The sequence below is a fragment of the Thioalkalivibrio sp. ALJ12 genome, assembly GCF_000378305.1.
Classification (GTDB): Bacteria; Pseudomonadota; Gammaproteobacteria; order Ectothiorhodospirales; family Ectothiorhodospiraceae; genus Thioalkalivibrio.
Window position 1 is genome coordinate 1,155,466 of the sequence record NZ_KB899538.1, and the last position, 17,880, is coordinate 1,173,345.

Consider the following 17,880-nt stretch of genomic DNA (forward strand, 5'->3'; position numbering starts at 1 on the left):
AACGGAACGAACTTGAGCCTGGCTACACAGGTTTTCGGAGAGACGTCATGGCAATACATGAAAAGGCACTAATCGAGGACGAGCGCCTCCAGCAACACGACGAGCTGGTGGTCGACGGCGTGGACGTGTCCGGACACTGGAACACGATGATCGCCCCGCGCACTGTTCGCGATTACGACGACGATTTCGAGACGAAGATCCAGAGCTTTGCGGGTGGCGAGAACGTCCATCGTTGCTGGCAGTGCGGGTCCTGCACCAACTCGTGCACCATGTATGCGCAGAACGTGCAGTTCAATCCGCGTTATTGGATCTACCTCACCCGCCTGGGCATGAAGGAAGAGCTGGTCAAGGACAAGGACATCATCTGGCAGTGCGTCTCGTGCAACAAGTGCACGAACATCTGCCCGAAGGACGTGAAGCCGGAAGGCGTGATGAAGGCTCTGGCGCACTGGATGGAAGAGGAAGGGATCACCGAAAAGGCTCCGTCCACGATCTTCGACGAAGAGTTTGCCGATCAGATCTACAAGACTGGCCGCATCGAAGACTCCAAGGTGATGCAGAATTTCTTCAAGAAGACCGGCCAGCCTCTGGTGCAGGAATGGATGAAGATCTTCATCTTCCGGATGATGAAGCACCTGCCGGTGAAGCATCTGATGGCGATGGGCATCAACACCGTACATACGCCGCGCACCAAGTCCTGGGGCAAGACCGGGGACGTGCTGAAGAATTACGTGCGCGAACAGAAGGAGGCCGCTCATGGCTAAGGTTGCTTACTATCCGGGTTGCGCGCTCGAGGGCTCTGGTGGTCCGTACGACCGCTCCACCCGCGTGCTGGTCAAGGCGCTGGGACTCGAGATGGAAAACCTGCGCGACTACAACTGCTGCGGCGCGATGGAGGTGAAGAACATTCACCCGATGCTGCAGACCTATCTGTCCGCGCGGAACATGGCGATTGCCTCCGAACAGATGGGCATGGACACCGTGATGGCGCCGTGCAACGGCTGCTACCACAACCTGAAGAAGGCCGAGTACGAGACCGCGACCTCCCAGGATGCGATGGACACCGTCCAGGATCTGGCGCGCAAGTCCGACGACCCGGTCTACACCGGGGACGTCCGCACCCTGCATCTGCTCGAGTGGCTGATGGAAGAGCTGGGGCCCGAGGGCATCAAGCAGAAGATGACCAAGAGCCTGAATGGCATCAAGATCGCCAACTACTACGGCTGCATGTACACCCGTCCGCGCCAGATTTTCCCCGAGAAGGACAATGGCCCGGGTTCGGATTCCAGTTACCAGCCGCATTTCATGGATGACCTGCTGGGTGCCGCCGGCGCCGTGAACGTGGACTTTCCGCTTAAGACCTCCTGCTGCGGCGGTGCGCATACGCTGTCGGATTCTGACACCTCGACCCAGCTGGTGCTGAACCTGCTGCAGTCGGCGGAGGATTCCGGTGCCGAGGTGATCGCTACCGAATGCCCGACCTGCCACTCCGGTCTGGAGATGCACCAGGTGCGGGCCGAGACCGAGTTCGGCATCAAGACCGACGTGAAGGTGGTGTACTTCACGCAGCTGCTGGGCCTGGCGATGGGGCTGTCCCCGCGCAAGCTGGGTATCCACGAGAACGTGAGTGACTCCATCGGGCTGCTGAAGGAGAAGGGGGTCATCTGATCCCCTGATTCGAGGCCCGAATGGCCCAGTAGTACTTTCAGAAGACGGGCGCCTGGCGCCCGTTTTTTGTGTCGATGCCAGGAACGAGGCGAAACATGGACTGCAACGGTTGCGAGTTTCATCCCGAACTGTTCTACGACGACGAATTTCAGATCTGGCTGCGCCGCGAGGATGACGACACCCTGACCGTGGGGATGACCGACCTTTCGCAGACCATCGCGGGAAAGATCATTCACGTACGAGTGCGTCGCCCCGGTACCCGGCGTCCGCCCGGGAAGCCGGTCGCCACGATCGAAAGCGGGAAATGGGCCGGTCCGATCCCGAACTTCATCGACTGCAAGATCGTCGAGGGCAACGAGGAGGTGCTGGAAAACCCAGTGCTGCTGAACTCGGATCCCTACAATGCGTGGATCGCGCGTGTCGAAGCCACCGACGGTGTGGATGTTGCGCTGGAGCAGTTTCTGACCGGCGACAAGGCCGAGGAGGGCTACTGCAAGCGCGCCAAAGATGAAGACATCGAGTGTCAGCGGAAACTGCGATAGAGAGAACGATGGCGGAACTGGGCAACGATTACTATCTGGACAACGACGAGCAGACGGTCGTGTTCATCATGACCTCGGGGCCGTCGACGCCGCATCGTTGTGCGACGCCGTTCTACCTTGGGGCGGTGATGGCCTCGATGGATGTGGACGTCTATATCTTCTTCACCATGGAGGGCGTTCGCCTGATGGAGAAGGGGGTCGCCGACGACCTGCGGGCCATGGAAGATGGCAAGTTGATCAAGGATTTTATCCAGGACGCAAAACGCGCAGGTGTGCGCCTGCACGTTTGCCAGCCCGCTTTACCGGGGTATAGAATCGACGCGTCTTCGGATCTCATCGACGAGGTCGATGAAGTGAATCGGGCGAGCGAACTGGCGGACCTGATTCTGCGTAGCGATAAAACGATAACGTTTTAATTTTCCCGCATTATTACTTTCACGCTTGGAGGAAAACATGGGCGCAGTACGGGGTTGTGATATTCCGGAAGATCTGATGTACAACGTTGAAAACAACGTGTGGGTGCGCAAGGAAAGCGACGGTACCGCGACCGTGGGCCTGACCTCCTACGCGTGCTCGCTGGCCGGCACCATCGTGTCCTTCACTCCCAAGAAGGTCGGCAAGACCGTGAAGAAGGACAAGTCCTGCACCACCGTTGAATCTGGCAAGTGGGTGGGTCCGGCGAAGACCCCGGTGACCGGTGAAGTGACCGAAACCAACGACAAGGTTGCGGCCAACCCGGGTCTGATCAACGAAGACCCGTACGGCGAAGGCTGGCTGATCAAGCTGAAGCCTGAAGACTGGGACGGCGAAGTCGGCGACCTGAAGACCGGTTCCGACGCCCTGGCGGCGTTCGAAGCCAAGATGGAAGCAGACGGTTTCGGCGGCTGCTAAGCCCCTACCGAGCCTCGGGCCGCCGTTCCCCAGTGTTCGGCGGCCTTTTTTGATTCTGTGGTATCCGGAGCAAGCTGATGACGACCTGGAACGAGGTGATCCAGCGGGTCGAACCCCTGGAAGACATCCCTGTCGATGCGGCGTTGGTGAATGACCTTCAGCACAGCGTTCAGCGGGGCTCCGATCCCGGATCGGTGCATTTCTATACCCCGACGTTCAAGTCGTACCAGTCCAGTGAACTGGCGGACTGCGGCAAGAGCGCCTGGCCGGCGATGTCGATCACCGGTGGCGACTGCAAGCTCGCCTGTGACCATTGCAAGGCCAAGATCCTGGACCCGATGATCCCGGTGCGCACGCCGGAGGACCTATGGGCTCAGGTGAACAACGTGATCGAGTCCGGTGCCCAGGGCATGCTCCTGACCGGTGGCTCGAACCACCGTAACGAGGTCGAGTACGACCCGTACTATTCCACGATTCGTCGCATCAAGGACGAATTTCCCGAATTCCGCATCGCGCTGCATACGGCGCTGGTCGACGACGACATCGCAACGTCGATGGAGCAGGCCGGTATCGACGCGGCGATGATGGACGTGATCGGCGCGCAGGACACGATCACGCAGGTCTACCATCTGCGCCGCAGCGTGGATGACTTCGAGCAGACACTCGAGAGCCTGGTGAACACCAACATGAAGGTGGTCCCGCACATCGTGATCGGTCTGCACTACGGCAAGCTGCTGGGTGAGTGGAACGCGCTGGAGATGCTCGCGCGCCACCTGCCCGATGCCGTGGTGCTGGTGGTCGTGATGCCGTTTTACGCCCCGGCGAGCCGCCCATTCGAGACGCCGGATGTGCATGCGGTCGGGCGCTTCTTCCATGACGCCCGCGAGCGCCTGGGTGACACGCCGCTGCTGCTCGGCTGCGCGCGCCCACCAGGCGAGGCCAAGAGCCAGATCGATAGTTATGCGGTGATGGCCGGCCTGTCCGGTATTGCGCACCCGGCCGAGGGTGTGGTCGAACTGGCCGCGCGTCTGGGCAAGAAGGTCCGCGTGACTCCGGCCTGCTGCTCGATCGCCGTGGGCGACGAGGTGATGGCGGACGGGACCACGGTCGAGAGCGGTGTCGAGATCGACCTGGACACGATCGTCGCCGAAGAGGCGCGGCGTCGCGAGCAGGAACGCAAGGCGCGCCAGGGCCTCGGCGGGATCCGCATCGTGACCGAGGGCAATGTCGCGGCCGGAGGCGGTTGCCATGTCTGAGCGCGATCAGAAGACCCTGCGCGTCCTGGACACTGGCCTGCGCCCGGCGGCGGAGAACATGGCCTTCAACCGGGCCCTGCTCGAGTGCCACCAGGAGGGCGTGTCGCCGCACACCCTGCGTTTCCTGCAGTTCGAACCCTGCGCGCTGGTGGGTTTCCACCAAAATGTGGACCAGGAGATCAGCACTGAGTACTGCAAGGAAAACGGTATTGCGATCCAGCGCCGGATTACCGGTGGCGGCGCGATCTATTTTGATTCCACCCAGCTGGGCTGGGAGCTGTACCTCGACAAGCGCTTTCTCGGGACGGCCGACATGGGGCAGATCGCCGCGCGCATCTGCAATGCCGCGGCCGCCGGGATCCGCACGCTGGGGGTCGACGCGCAGTTCCGCCCGCGCAACGACATCGAGGTCGAAGGCCGCAAGATCTCCGGCACGGGTGGCGCATTCGATGGCGACTCGATCATGTATCAGGGCACGCTGCTGATCGAGTTCGATGTCGAGGACATGTTGCGCATTCTGCGGATTCCGGCCGAGAAGCTCTCCAACAAGGCGATCGAGTCGGCGCGCGATCGTGTGGTCAATCTGGCGACCCTGCTGGGCGAACGCCCGAATCTGGACCATGTGAAGGACGCGATTGCCAAGGCCTTTGCGGAAGAGTTCGCGGTTGAGCTGGCCCCCTTGGATCTGCTGCCCCAGGAGCAGAAGTCCTTCGAAGAGGCCCTGGCCGAGATCGACACCGAAGAATGGGTCTACCAGCGCAACCGTCCGGCCACCGATGCCCCGCTGTTCGAGAGCATCTTCAAGTGTGACGGCGGGCTAATGCGCGTCGGTGTGGCCCTGGACCCGGAGCGCAAGCGCCTGAAGCAGCTCTGGCTGACGGGCGACATCTTCGTGAAGCCCGCGCGTACCATCGCCGATCTGGAAGCGGCCCTGCGGGACACGCCGCAGGCCGAGATGGAAGAGCGTGTGCGCGCATTCTTTGCCGAGCGCGACGTCGAGATGCTGCAGTTGACGGTCGATGACGTAATCGCGGCGATTCAGTCGGCTCTGGCCATGGCCGAGACCGAGGAATCGGCGGGATGAAGGTCCTTTGCGCGGTATTTGCCGGGAGGCAGCAGTAATGCTCCCCGAAAAGGTCGATGTCCTGGTGGTCGGGCTGGGGCCGGGTGGCGCCTCGGCGGCGCGCGTGTGCGCGGCGGCCGGGCTGTCCGTGCTGGCGGTCGAGCGCAACAAGGCCTTCGGCGAGCCGGTGCAGTGTGCCGAGTTCATCCCGAACCCGATGGGCGCCTATGCCAAGGCGGATGGAGTCCTGCTGCAGCGCATCGACTCGATGCAGAGCTTCCTGCCCTCCGGGGCCGTGGAACACTCCGATTTCCCTGGCTTGATGGTGGACCGCGGCGAGTTCGACCGCGCGATCATCCAGGCGGCGAAGGCCAACGGCGCGCAGCTGGTGACTTCGACCCCGCTGCAGCGTGTGGATGCCGAGCGGCATGTGGCGACCGTCAAGCACCAGGGGCAGGAACACGCGGTCGAGTACCGTGTTCTGATCGCCGCCGATGGCCCGCATTCCCCGGTGGCCGAGTCCCTGGGGCTGCCCGCGCTGCCGGTCGTGCAGACCCGGCAGTACACGGTGCCGCTCAAAAAGCCGTATACCGCGACCGATGTCTGGCTGTCGGACGACTACCCGGGTGGATACGCCTGGCTGTTCCCCAAGGGCGAATGGGCGAACCTGGGGCTGGGTGCGGACAAGCGCATCGACAACGACATGAAGACGCCGCTGGAATCCCTGCATGCCCAGCTCGTCGAGCAGGGGCTGCTGGGCGAGGAGATCCGTCACCGTACGGGTGGCGCGATCCCGGTCGGCGGCCTGCGGGATTCGCTGTACGACGGCGATGTCCTGTTCGTGGGCGATGCCGGTGGATTTACCCATCCGATTACCGGGGCCGGGATTGCCGCGGCGGTGGTGTCGGGCGAGGCGGCGGGCGAGGCCGCGATTGCGCATCTCGAGGGTGACGCCGAGGCTTTCGACGATTACGATGAAGAGATGCGCGATCAGTACGGTCCGGCCCTGGAGCGCGCCTGCAAGCGCCGCGCGTTCCTGAATGAACACTGGCGTACGCCGCGGGCGCAGGAAGACGCCACGCAGCGCCGCGGATGGATTGCTTTTTCCGAGTATTTCAACGATGGTGACCAGGCCGCGTAGGCCCGGTTGGCGGGTGCCCCGCACCCGGTGAACAACGCTGGAGGAATTCCATGAGTGTAAGTGCAGAGGAGATGGTCGCGCCGATCAACTTTTACCGGCCCGATTATCACATCAAGACCCCGGACATGCGTTCGCCGGAGTACGTGCAGATGTCCACGGCGGCTGCGATCACGCTGGGCCTGGTGCCGGGCACTATGCACCGTACGTCCTGCACCCACTGCCTGAACCTGCTGGTCACCTACCCGGAAGGCTGCCGTGCGAACTGCTCCTATTGCGGTCTGGCGCGCCACCGCGAGGAATCGCGTGACTACGCCGATCGCAACTTCATCCGCGTCGACTGGCCGACCGCCAAGTACGACGAGGTGATCGAGCGCGTGAAGAATCACGCCGACGCCGGGCAGTTCGAGCGCATGTGCATCTCCATGATCACGCACCCGAACTCCGACGCCGACACCGTCGAGCTACTCGAACGCTGGGTCGCCGAGGTCAACCACATCCCGGTGTCGATCCTGTCCAACCCGACCACCATGAGCTACGAAGATCTCCAGCTCCTGCGGGACAAGGGCGCCGATATCTTCACTGTCGCGCTGGACGCGGTCACGCCGGAGATCTTCGAGCGCACCCGTGGCAAGGCGGTTGAGAGCCCTCACAGCTGGGACAAGTACTGGCAGTCCATCGAGTGGGCCGCCGAGATCTTCGGGCCGGAGAAGTTCGGCGCCCACCTGATCTGCGGCATGGGCGAGACCGAGGAAGAGATCCTGCAGGTCTGCCAGCGCATCCGCGACCTGGGCGGCCACAACCACATGTTCGCCTTCTTCCCGGAAGAGGGCTCGCTGATGGAAGACTGGAACCCGGTGCCGCGCGACCAGTGGCGGCGCGTGCAGCTGGGCCGCTTCGTGATCGACTACGCCGGTGGCCGCATCGACGACATGAAGTTCAACGCCGATGGTCAGGTGGTGGATTTCGGCCTGCCGCAGTCCGAGGTCGACGAACTGATCGCCTCCGGCAAGCCGTTCCAGACCTCCGGCTGCCCTGGCAAGTCGGATGAGGAAGTCTCGGCCTGCAACCGTCCCTACGGCGATTCCAGCCCGACGGACATCCTGTCCTTCCCGTTTGCCCTCAATTCGACGGACGTCGGGTTCGTCCAGCGGCAGATGGCCGGGGAGGATGTCGGCACCTTCGACTTCGACGCCGACGAGGCCGAGGACGAAAAGTCCGCATAAAACTCGATGCATGCTGAAAGCCCCGGTCTCCGGGGCTTTCGCACGTCAGGGGGGTTGATTAGACGTTTTGAATATTCAGGTTTCGAGCGGGGATATTTCAGGGGCCCCGTCGAAAGAACTCCGGGGGGATGGGTCGTCCACCCGCGAGCGGTCACTGCACCACATAACTGGACCGGCGGCATACAAGGGGGCCGCTGGTAACCGGGGTGCCGGGCCATACAACAAGAAGACCACCAAAGGAGAACAACATGGAAGCACGCATCATTCGCCGCAGTCTGGTGACGGTCGCGGTCGGCCTTGCAATGGGCAGCGCCGGCGTCGCCAATGCCACCAACGGCTATTTCGCGCACGGCTATGGCACCAAGGCCAAGGGCATGGGTGGGGTCGGCATGGCCATCTCCCAGGACGCCTATGCCCCCGGCATCAACCCCGCCGGTATCGCCGGCATGGAGACCCGCTTCGACGCATCGGTCGCCTACTTCCGCCCGGAACGGTCGTTCGAGGCGAGCCAGCCAACGCAGATGGGGGGCATTAATCCTGGAAGCGTAGATAGCGACAGCGAGAACTTTTTCGTTCCGTCGCTCGGTTTCGTGCAGCAGATCGATGAGAGCCGTTCGTGGGGTATTGCTCTTCTCGGTAATGGTGGGATGAACACCGATTACCCCGCCTATGGGCGCGATTTTTGCCAGATGATGGGGCAAGGAAACGAGGGTGGAGCATTTTGTAGTGGTACGGCCGGAGTGAATCTGGAGCAGCTAGCGATCATCCCGACGTATGCGCAGACATTCGCCGATGGGCGAGTCAGCGTCGGTTTCAGCCCCATCATCAGCTACCAACGTTTTAGCGCCGAGGGCTTGGATGCGTTTGCGGATCCAGCGTTCTCCGCGGATCACGAGAACATGACCAGCGGGCGAACCGATTCTAGTTGGGGGTATGGTGCCCAGATCGGTTTTCAGGCGGAACTGGCGGAGGGAGCTCGTGTTGGTGCGAGTTATCGTTCCAAGATCCGCGCAGGTGACTTCGATAGGTACGCAGGCCTGTTTGTGAACGGTGGCGAGTTCGATGTCCCATCAACCTATGGCCTCGGATTTTCGCTGGATGTGACACCGAATGTGACCCTGTCGGCGGATTACCAAAAGATCCGCTATTCGGAGATTGATGCGATTGCCAATCCATCCGCCAACATTGGTGGCGCGATGATGGGTGATCCTGATTCACGGTTCGGTGCATCCAATGGTCCCGGATTTGGTTGGGATGACGTGAACATCTTCAAGTTCGGGGCTCAGATCGACGGGGGTAATGGCTGGACCTGGCGCGTCGGCTATAACCGTGGCGAAAATCCCATCAGCTCGGACGATGTTGCGCTGAATATCCTTGCGCCCGCTGTGATGACGGATCACTTTACCGCGGGCTTCACCCGAGAGTTTGGCCAGCACGAGATCAATTTCGCTGCGATGTATGCACCGCGGCAAAGGGTGAGGGGGCAGAACGTCTTTGATCCGGGTCAGGACGTCGAGATCGAGATGCGGCAGTACGAGCTCGAGATCGGGTACGCGTACCGCTTCTGATCGATGGCGCCCGGGCGGTCGTGAGCGGCCGCACCGGTGCCCGGCGCGGGCTTCGGGATGAGCTGCCGACCCTGGAGGAGGGGGCGGTACCGCCATGGAGTGCGGACGGTGCCGGACACCGGGACCCATCGGGGGGTGGGGCCCGGGCCCTTTCGTCGGAAGGCATCCTGATCGAGCCTGTGCTCGAACTAGCAAAATCAAAAGGAGAATCCCATGCGAGCAATCCACGCATTGCGCGGAGGCATTCGCGTGCCTGCCGTTCTCGCGTTCTTCGGCGCGTGTCTGCTGACCCTTGGCGCGGCCGCCACGGCGCTGGCGGACGATGTCTATCGGCCCCTGGTACTGGCCTACACCACGTCCGGCTCCGATGTCAGCGGTGAGGTGGAGACGGTCCGCGAGCGACTGGAAGAGGCCGATTTCCAGACCCTCGGCGAGTACCCGGTCAGTGACGACCGGCACGTGATCGTGGTGACCCACGACGACCTGCTGGCGGTGGCGGGCTCCCAGGATCGGGCGGCGTACATCGCACCTATACGCGTCGCCGTGACCGCGACCAACGGCGGGGTTCAGGTCAGCTACAACAACCTCGAGTACTTTCGACATGCCTATCGCATTGATGACTCGGTGAACGCCGTGAGTTCGCGGCTGGCGGAGGTGCTGGGCGACGAGCAGCACTTCGGGTCGGAGGACGGCATGACCCCGCGGGAGCTGCAGCGTTACCGCTATACGTTTGGTATGGAGCGCTTCAACGCCCCGTATGACCTGGGTAGCCACGGCTCGCGGAGCGCCGCCCTGGAAGAGCTGGATGCCGGTCTGGGCGATCGGCGTGGGGGCGTGTCGGAGATCTACCGGCTGGATATCCCGGGAACGGACGCTACGCTGATCGGCGTGGCGATTCGGGCCGATGATGGCGCCGATTCCGAGGCCACCGACCTCAACACCCTGGAGACGATCGACGTGCGCGAGCTTCGCCACACCGCCTACGTGCCGTACGAGATCCTGGTAGAGGGGGGCGATATCGAGGCGCTGCACATGCGTTTCCGTGCGGCGCTGCACTGGCCGGACCTGCGCATGCTCGGCGATCACAGCTTCATGCAGCTTCGCCGCGTCCCGGGTGCGCTGGAGGATACCCTTCGCGAGGTGGCCGGCTTTGAGGAGCCCGCAGACGACGGTTTCGACTGGTAGAAGCATAACGCCAGGGATGGCGAACGAACCCAGCTAATAGCCCAGGGTTCCTCTCAAGAACCCCGGTCCGCCGGGGTTTTTTTACGGCCGGGGGCTGGACTTGTTTATGCTCCCGGTTCATTCGCGGCAGGACGCACGCCCCATGAAATCGATGAAGATCGCCAACATCGGCGAGATCCGTAACGAACTCAACAAGTACAAGAAGGGCAAGAAGCTCGATATTCACCAGTTCAACCAGGTCGCGCGCCTGGCCTGGCTGGGCAAGATCGTGATGCAGCCCCTGGATCTCGAGGACCCCGATTGCCAGTCGTTCCTGGTGTATATCCAGGAGCCGGAAGAGCTGGCCGCGCATTTCCTGAACACCGATCAGGAGCTGACCGGCGGGATCCATATCATCGACGGCGAGCAGGCCATGGCCATGGTCGAGATCATGCGCGGGGGTGTCGAGGAACGTGCCAAGCTGTACGAGGACCTCTCGCGCAGCGACTTCTACTTCCGCTACTTCTACAAGCCCGGCAAGGACGACGAGGCCCCGTCCGAGCAGGACAAACCCGAGGACTGATCCTTGGTCGCATCCACGGTCACCCCGGAATGGATTGATGCCGGGGCCCGCTCCGCGGAAGAACTCCACGCCCTCTATACCGGTCTGGCGAGCAGCACGCCGCCGGAGTCGCCGTTGCGCGTGCTGTGGGTGCATTCGCGAGAGGCGCACATCTCCGTGGGCGCCAGCCAGGACCCGGCCATGGATCTGGACCTGGTCGCCTGCAAGGCCAATAGCGTGCCGGTCGTGCGCCGCCCGCTCGGGGGCGGCTCCGTCTGGGTGGATGCCGACCAGGCCTGTTTCTTCCTGATTCAGCCCCGCCAGGTCCTCGCCCGTGGCCATCGCCACCTGTTCGCGCTGGGGCTGGGCATCGCGATGGATGTACTGCGCGAGCTGGGGCTGGAAGGCGTCGAGGCGCGCGGTCAGGACGTCTGGGTTCAGGGGCGCAAGATCATGGGTACTGGTGCGGCCACGCTGAACGAGGGTTGTGTGTTCGGCGCTAGCTTCCTGCGCCGCTTCCCGGTGGAACGCTTTCTATCGTGTGTAAATGCCCCAAGCGACGGCTACCGCGAATGGCTGCGCCCGGCACTGGAAGAGGGCATGACCGATTGTGCGGAGCAGTGCCCCGAGGCGGCGCCGACGCCGGAACGTCTGGAGGCGGCCCTGAGCGAGGTGCTGGAGCGCCGCTTCAGTACCCCCGCGCGGTGTTACCGTCCGAGTTCCGCAGAATGGGACGAGTGGCTGGCGGCCGGGCGCGAGGAACTCGCCGACCTGGCCGACAGCCAGGGCGGGCCGGCCGTGCGCGACGGTATCCGTGTGAATCGGGAGAACCATGTCTTCGAGACGCGCGGCCACTGTGGCCGCCTGCGCTTGCATATCGCCGGGACACACATTGCACGCATTTGGTGCGAGGACCCGAGCGTGGATCGCGTACTGCGCGAGACCCTGGTGGGCGAGTCGCCGGAGCGCCTGCGTGTGCGCTCGCGCCTGAACGGCCAGCTCGACGCGGTGATCGTCGACGAGGTCAGCGCACGCATCGACGGTCTCTACCGAGGGATCGCCGCCGCCTGATCCTGCTTTGCACGCCGCTGGATACTTCCCCAAAAAGCTTTACGAGGCGAACCGATGTCCGAACCGACCATTCAGCGCCGGCTGGAGAAACGCCTGATCCTGATGAGCCAGGATCAGGCGATGATCGAGCAGATTCGCACCGCATTGCCGGATGACTGGCATCTGCACCCGGTGACCGATCTGGAAGAATTGGGCGCCTGGAACGAGGTGCTGCTCTACCGCTTCCTGCTGCTGGATCTGGACGAGATCGAGGTGTTCGACCCGCTGGACGTAATCCGCATCCTGCGCATGGAGTATCAGATCAACCTGCCCGTGTTCTGTTTTGGCGGGGACCAGGACATCCGCGACGAGATGCGCCTGGCGCGGGCCGATCGCTTCTTCAATCGCGAGGAGATGGTCGAAAAGCTCCCCGAGTTCATCCGCATGTACGACTGGGGCTGAGCGCCCCATCAAAAAGGCCCCGGGCGTTAGCCACGGGGCCTTTTTGATTCGCGGATCCGCATGATGCGGATCGCGGGGCATCGCACGGCCTTAGCCGATCCAGGCGTGCTCCAGCACGTCGATGCGGATCTTCTCGTGGTAGGTCTCGCCGTTGGCCTCGATCACCAGGTCGCCCACGCGGGTGCCGGCGGTATCAAAGCTGAATTTGCAGTCGAAGGTGCCCGGCAGGGACACGCTGCTCTCGCACAGGGCCTCGCCTTCCACCGAGAACTTGCACTGGGCGGTGCCGGAGCCGTTCAGCAGGGCCTGCACCCGGAATTCCTCGTTGATCGGGCGCCGGTAGACTTCCGGATCGCGATTCGGGTTGTACTGCAGGTTGTTCAGCTTGACGAGTTTGACAAGTTTCATACCGGGTCCTCTATTGACGCGCTGAATCCGAGTTGCGGGCGCCTTCACCTGCCCGATCCCGTACCGGGAAGGGCGTTTGGTTCATGGAAGTGCGCAGGTTCGATAGAATATAAACAGCCAATGATACAACAAAGCCTGCGGGAACACGACGGGATGCCACGGGGCATGCCGCCAGCCCGGCGGAGGGTAACGCCGCTCCCGCGCATACACCAGCCCCGGCCCCCGCGGTCGGCATCGGAGACCCCATGAAGAACCTGATTAACCGTATCCGCGGTGTGGAACGCGACGTGATCGAGAAGCCCGGCGACGCGGGCGATGCCCCGTTCTACAAGGCCCAGGGCGACGAGATCGAGATCTTTCAGGCCGCGTACTCGAAGCGCCTGCCGGTGATGCTCAAGGGCCCGACCGGCTGTGGCAAGACCCGCTTCCTGGAACACGTGGCGCATACCCTCGGCCAGCCGCTGGTGACCGTCTCCTGCCACGAGGACCTGACCAGCTCCGACCTGGTCGGGCGCTTCCTGCTGGAGGGCGAGGAGACCGTCTGGCAGGACGGCCCGCTGACCCGCTCGGTCAAGGAGGGCGCGATCTGCTATCTCGACGAGATCGTCGAGGCGCGTACCGACACCACCGTGGTCATTCACCCGCTGACCGACCACCGCCGTCAGCTCCCGCTGGACAAGAAGTCCCAGATCATCGATGCGCACGAGGACTTCATGCTGGTGATCTCCTACAACCCCGGCTACCAAACGGTGCTGAAGGACCTGAAGCCCTCGACCAAGCAGCGCTTTGTCGGTATCCACTTCGACTATCCGGCCGAGGATGTCGAGCGCGAGATCGTGGCCAAGGAATCCGGCGGCCTGGATGCCGATCGCGTCGAGAAGCTGGTGGCTGCCGGACGCAAGGCGCGGGCCCTGAAGGACCACGGACTGGAAGAGGCGACCTCCACCCGTGCGCTCGCCTATGCCGGCGAGCTGATGCAGGCGGGGCTGAGCCCGCGCGTGGCCTGCCGCGCCGCGATGATCGCCCCGATCACCGATGACCCCGAGCTGATTCAGGCGCTGGAAGAGATCTTCGACGCCCACTTCCCCGAGTCCGAAGCCGCGTGAGCGACCAGGCCCGCAACAGCGGCGGGGCGAACACGGAAGCCGAAGATCTCGTCGAGATCGAGGAGATTCTCCAGCATCTGGAGGACATCAGCTTCGTCGCCCACCGCGACACCAAGGAGGCCCTCCCGGCCATCCGCGCGTTCGGTGCCGCCACCGCGCGGCGCTGGATCGAGACCGTGCGCGAGCTGTTCTTCCACGACCGCGAGGCCGGCAAGAGCTTCATGCGCAATTCCGCGCGGCTCGCGGAGCACATGCAGACGGTGGACCTGTGGCTGGACCAGGCCGCCCGCTTCAAGCAGTGGGTCAACTCCGCCGATGCCCTGGAAGGTTTCATGGCTCAGGCCGATCGCGTGTACGACGCCTGGGGCGAGGCCGGCGAGCGCGAGTGGGCCGAGATCGGCCTGCGCTGGTGCGAACGCAGCCTGCCCGATGCCCGCGCCTATTTCGAGACGCCGTTCGACAAGCTCTCCGCCGGCCGAGGTATCGAGGGCCTGCGCGCGCTGATCGAGCCGGCCGAGACGCTGTTCGACGAACGCGGCCTGACCCTGGATGCCTATCTTGAGGGTGCCCCGATCGCCCGCAACCTGGTCGGCGACCAGGGCCTGCTGTCCTGGGCCCGGCGCGGAGCGGACCTGCTGAAGGCCGGGCGCTCGCGCGGTGAGGCCTATTTTCGCCTGGAGAGCGACGAGAGCCTGAAGCTGCTCCTGGAGGCGCTGCCGGGCTTTCGCCCGCGCATGCACGGGCGCTTCCTGCGCCTGGTGCTGCTGGCCTGGCTGGATGCCGATATCCCGCTGGCCGATTCCAGCTGGAAGCCGGGCGAGGGCCGCCCGATGCTCGAGACCGACGGCCGGCGGCTGTTTATGCCGGCGGTGATGGACTCGCGCGAGGAGGCGATCGTCGCCACCCAGCACGCGGCCGCGCATCTGGCCTTCGATACGTATGCGCAGTCCGATGTCGAGCGGCTGTTCGAGCGTGCCGGGGTCGAGCACCCGCCGCTGGATGACCGCTCGCGCATCACCTGGCGCCCGCTGTTCGCGCCATTCGAGGCGCGCATGTTCCGCTTCCAGGTGCTGTTCGACCTGGCCGAGGACCTGCGCGTGAACGCGCGCCTGGCCCCGCGCATCCCGAACTTCCTGCCGCGCCTGGTGGCGCTGGCCGAGGACCATGAGCGCCCGGAGGGCGCGGCCGGCGTCTACTTCGATTTCGCGCTGAAGGCCCACCAGGCCCTGCTGCGCGACGAGGCGCAGGACCCGCGTCTGGCGCGCGTGCTGGAGCCGGACCCGGATGTGGTCACCGCCTGGGCCATCGGCGAGGAGCTGTTCGCCGACGAGGCCTTCCCCGAGATCACCATCGAGGAGCGCGCCGAGGCCTATCTGCCCGGGCTGTCGCTGAACCAGTCGCTGCCGGTGTATCCGCAGCGGAAACGCGACGGCAGCCTGGCCGACTTCCGCGACCACGAGGCGCACGACGAACACAAGTTCGAGCGCGAGAAGCAGGAAGAGCAGCCGCAGCAGGCCCCGGAGCAGGCGCAGAAAGACCCGGACGCCGACATCCAGACCCCGCAGCAGGAGACCTCTGGCACCGGCGGGCGCATCGGCACGGGTATCCCGCAGCCGGCCCAGGTGGCCAAGCGCGCCGCTCCCTACACCCCGAAGAAGGACGGCATCCCGTATCCCGAGTGGGACTACCGCGAGCAGCGCTATATCTCCGACTGGGTGAATCTCTACGAGCGCGTGCTGGACGACGAAAACCCGGAGCTGGCGGCCACGATCCTGTCGGAGAACGCCGACACCCTGAAACGCCTGACCCGCGGTCTCGAGATGCAGCGTCCGATGCGCCTGGCGCCGCAGCGCAAGCAGATGGACGGCGACGAGCTCGACACCGAGGCAGTAATCGACTTCATCGCCGACAAGAAGGCGGGGCTGTCGCCGAAGGCCTTCATCTACCGCCGCCGTGCGGTGCAGCACCGTGATACCGGCGTCATGATGCTGGCGGACATGTCCACCTCGATCATGGCGCGCCACCCGGGCGGGCAGGGCAAGATCGTCGACCGCGTGCGCGAGGGGATGATGCTGTTCGCCGAGGCGATCGAGAAGGTCGGCGATCCCTACGCGATCTCCGGCTTCGCCTCCAAGCAGCGCGACCAGGTCAACTACTACTGGCTGAAGGATTTCAACGAGGACCTGAACGACACCGTCCGCGCCCGCATCGCCGGGGTCTCCGGGCGCCTGGCCTCGCGTATGGGCGCGGGCATCCGCCACTCGCTGGAGGCATTCAAGCGCTGTTCGGCCCAGCGCCGGCTGCTGCTGATCCTGTCCGACGGCCGCCCGGCCGACTACGACGACGGCGGTGACCAGCGCTACCTGCACGAGGACACGCGCATGGCGATGAAGGAGGCGGTGGACGCCGGCGTGCACCCGTTCTGCATCACCCTGGACCCGTCCGGTTCGGAATACCTGCCGGCGATCTTCGGTCCCGGTCACTACACCATCATCGACCACGTGGACGAGCTGCCGCGCCGTCTGCCCGAGATCTATCTGAGGCTGCGCCAGTGAGTGCTACCCCCGAAGCCATCGACGCCTCCACCGGCGCTACGGCTCGGCACCCGGAGCCGGCCCGCCGTCATGCCACGCTGCTGCATGCCCCGCGCTATCGCGGGCACAGCTACGGCGACAACCACCCGCTCGGGATCCCGCGCGTCTCGCTGACCATCGACCTGATCGAGGCCTATGACGCGATCACGCCGCAGGAGATGGCCGTATCGCGCAAGGCACAGCCGGCCGAGCTCGAGTGGTTCCACACCCGCGAGTACGTGGCCGCGATGCAGCGCGCCGAGGCGTTGGGCAAGGTCTTCCAGCGCTACCGCGACCGCCACAACATCGGCAACTTCGAGAACCCGTTCTTCGCCGGGTTCTTCGCGACCCCGGCGACCGCCACCTGGGGCTCCATCCAGGGCGCCGAGGTGGTGCTGGACGGGCGTATGGCCTTCAACCCGGCCGGTGGCATGCACCACGCCGCCCCCGACCAGGCCCGTGGATTCTGCTACTTCAACGACCCGGCGCTGGCGATCCTGCGCCTGCGTCAGGCCGGGCAGCGCGTGCTCTATCTGGATATCGACGCCCACCATGGCGACGGGGTCGAGGCCGCGTTCAGCGACGACCCGGACGTGCTCACCGTCTCCCTGCACATGGACACCGAGTACGGCTACCCCTTCGAGGGCGGGCGCATCGAGGACACCGGACCGCTTGGCAACGCCGTGAACCTGCCGCTGCCCAAGGAGACCAACGACAGCGAGTTTCGCGCCGCCTTCGCGGCCGTCTGGGAGGCCGTGCGCACCCGCTGGCAGCCGGATGCGGTCGTCGTTCAGGCCGGTACCGATGCGCTGCTGCCGGACCCGCTCGGCAAGTTCGGCATCTCCACCCAGTGCTTCCTCGCCTGCGTCGACGACGTGATCGAGACCAGCCCGCGGCACGCCGACGGCACACCGAGGCTGCTGGTCCTGGGCGGTGGCGGCTATCACCCGCTGGCGCTGGCACGCTGCTGGACCGGGGTCTGGGCCCTGCTGACCGGTCGCGAGCTCCCCGCTGCGATCCCGGAGGCCGGCCAGGCCCTGCTGCGCGAGGTTGACTGGGACATGGACGAAGAAGAGGAATGGTACGAGTCCCTCTTTACCTCCCGTCTCGATGCGGATCGCGCCGGTCCGGTGCGCGACGAACTGCGCAATCGCCTTGAACGGCTGCTGGCAGGGCACCCGTTGTTCAGTTGCTCGTAGAGAG

General features: G+C 64.3%; 18 protein-coding genes. 17 read left to right on the forward strand and 1 reads right to left on the reverse strand.

Going from position 1 to position 17,880, the window contains the following annotated elements; translation table 11 throughout:
- Nucleotides 1-47 precede the first annotated feature (47 nt).
- The 14 genes from F467_RS0105515 to F467_RS0105580 all read left to right on the forward strand — a co-directional run bounded on the left by F467_RS0105515 (nt 48) and on the right by F467_RS0105580 (nt 12,590).
- A complete protein-coding gene (locus F467_RS0105515) occupies nt 48-764 on the forward strand; it encodes a 4Fe-4S dicluster domain-containing protein (RefSeq protein WP_018138340.1) in 717 nt (238 codons plus the stop codon).
- Nucleotides 757-1,668, forward strand: coding sequence for a CoB--CoM heterodisulfide reductase iron-sulfur subunit B family protein (locus F467_RS0105520; RefSeq protein WP_018138339.1), 912 nt, complete (start codon nt 757-759; stop codon nt 1,666-1,668). Before F467_RS0105515 ends, F467_RS0105520 begins: the two co-directional genes overlap by 8 nt.
- A gap of 95 nt (nt 1,669-1,763) precedes the next feature.
- The gene (locus F467_RS0105525) at nt 1,764-2,210 is read left to right on the forward strand and encodes a glycine cleavage system protein H (protein WP_018138338.1); all 447 of its coding nucleotides are present in this window, start codon (nt 1,764-1,766) and stop codon (nt 2,208-2,210) included.
- An 8-nt stretch (nt 2,211-2,218) separates the two neighbouring features.
- On the forward strand, nt 2,219-2,626 hold the full coding sequence (locus F467_RS0105530) for a DsrE family protein (RefSeq protein WP_018138337.1): 408 nt from the start codon (nt 2,219-2,221) through the stop codon (nt 2,624-2,626).
- A 37-nt stretch (nt 2,627-2,663) separates the two neighbouring features.
- Complete coding sequence (locus F467_RS0105535; protein WP_081601199.1) at nt 2,664-3,101, forward strand: glycine cleavage system protein H; 438 nt, start codon at nt 2,664-2,666, stop codon at nt 3,099-3,101.
- Between the two features lie 77 nt (nt 3,102-3,178).
- A complete protein-coding gene (locus F467_RS0105540; protein ID WP_018138335.1) occupies nt 3,179-4,357 on the forward strand; it encodes a radical SAM protein in 1,179 nt (392 codons plus the stop codon).
- Nucleotides 4,350-5,441, forward strand: a complete 1,092-nt coding sequence (locus F467_RS0105545) for a biotin/lipoate A/B protein ligase family protein (RefSeq protein ID WP_038049568.1) — start codon at nt 4,350-4,352, stop codon at nt 5,439-5,441. Before F467_RS0105540 ends, F467_RS0105545 begins: the two co-directional genes overlap by 8 nt.
- 37 nt (nt 5,442-5,478) lie before the next feature.
- The gene (locus tag F467_RS0105550; RefSeq protein WP_018138333.1) at nt 5,479-6,561 is read left to right on the forward strand and encodes an NAD(P)/FAD-dependent oxidoreductase; all 1,083 of its coding nucleotides are present in this window, start codon (nt 5,479-5,481) and stop codon (nt 6,559-6,561) included.
- Nucleotides 6,562-6,611: 50 nt separating this feature from the next.
- Nucleotides 6,612-7,784: a radical SAM protein gene (locus F467_RS0105555; protein WP_018138332.1), complete on the forward strand. Its 1,173-nt coding sequence runs from the start codon at nt 6,612-6,614 to the stop codon at nt 7,782-7,784.
- A gap of 248 nt (nt 7,785-8,032) precedes the next feature.
- Nucleotides 8,033-9,352, forward strand: coding sequence for an OmpP1/FadL family transporter (locus F467_RS0105560; RefSeq protein WP_018138331.1), 1,320 nt, complete (start codon nt 8,033-8,035; stop codon nt 9,350-9,352).
- A gap of 213 nt (nt 9,353-9,565) precedes the next feature.
- Nucleotides 9,566-10,537, forward strand: a complete 972-nt coding sequence (locus F467_RS0105565) for a hypothetical protein (protein ID WP_018138330.1) — start codon at nt 9,566-9,568, stop codon at nt 10,535-10,537.
- A 142-nt stretch (nt 10,538-10,679) separates the two neighbouring features.
- Nucleotides 10,680-11,099 carry a hypothetical protein gene (locus F467_RS0105570; RefSeq protein WP_012982060.1) on the forward strand — a complete coding sequence of 140 codons (420 nt, stop codon included), beginning with the start codon at nt 10,680-10,682 and terminating at the stop codon, nt 11,097-11,099.
- Nucleotides 11,100-11,102: 3 nt separating this feature from the next.
- Nucleotides 11,103-12,149, forward strand: coding sequence for a lipoate--protein ligase family protein (locus tag F467_RS0105575; RefSeq protein WP_012982061.1), 1,047 nt, complete (start codon nt 11,103-11,105; stop codon nt 12,147-12,149).
- A 54-nt stretch (nt 12,150-12,203) separates the two neighbouring features.
- Nucleotides 12,204-12,590, forward strand: a complete 387-nt coding sequence (locus F467_RS0105580) for a hypothetical protein (protein ID WP_012982062.1) — start codon at nt 12,204-12,206, stop codon at nt 12,588-12,590.
- A gap of 90 nt (nt 12,591-12,680) precedes the next feature.
- Here the strand turns inward: F467_RS0105580 and F467_RS0105585 are convergent, their stop codons facing one another.
- Complete coding sequence (locus F467_RS0105585) at nt 12,681-12,998, reverse strand: hypothetical protein (protein ID WP_012982063.1); 318 nt, start codon at nt 12,996-12,998, stop codon at nt 12,681-12,683.
- A 245-nt stretch (nt 12,999-13,243) separates the two neighbouring features.
- Between F467_RS0105585 and F467_RS0105590 the strand changes: the two genes are divergently transcribed.
- The 3 genes from F467_RS0105590 to F467_RS0105600 are packed head-to-tail and all read left to right on the forward strand — an operon-like array spanning nt 13,244 to nt 17,876.
- Nucleotides 13,244-14,104 (forward strand): CbbQ/NirQ/NorQ/GpvN family protein, encoded by an 861-nt coding sequence (locus F467_RS0105590; protein WP_012982064.1) that lies wholly within the window; start codon nt 13,244-13,246, stop codon nt 14,102-14,104.
- Entirely contained in the window at nt 14,101-16,659 is a 2,559-nt protein-coding gene (locus F467_RS0105595; RefSeq protein ID WP_018138329.1) for a nitric oxide reductase activation protein NorD, read from the forward strand. Before F467_RS0105590 ends, F467_RS0105595 begins: the two co-directional genes overlap by 4 nt.
- Complete coding sequence (locus F467_RS0105600; protein WP_018138328.1) at nt 16,656-17,876, forward strand: acetoin utilization protein AcuC; 1,221 nt, start codon at nt 16,656-16,658, stop codon at nt 17,874-17,876. The genes F467_RS0105595 and F467_RS0105600 overlap by 4 nt, the downstream gene beginning before the upstream one ends.
- Nucleotides 17,877-17,880 lie beyond the last annotated feature (4 nt).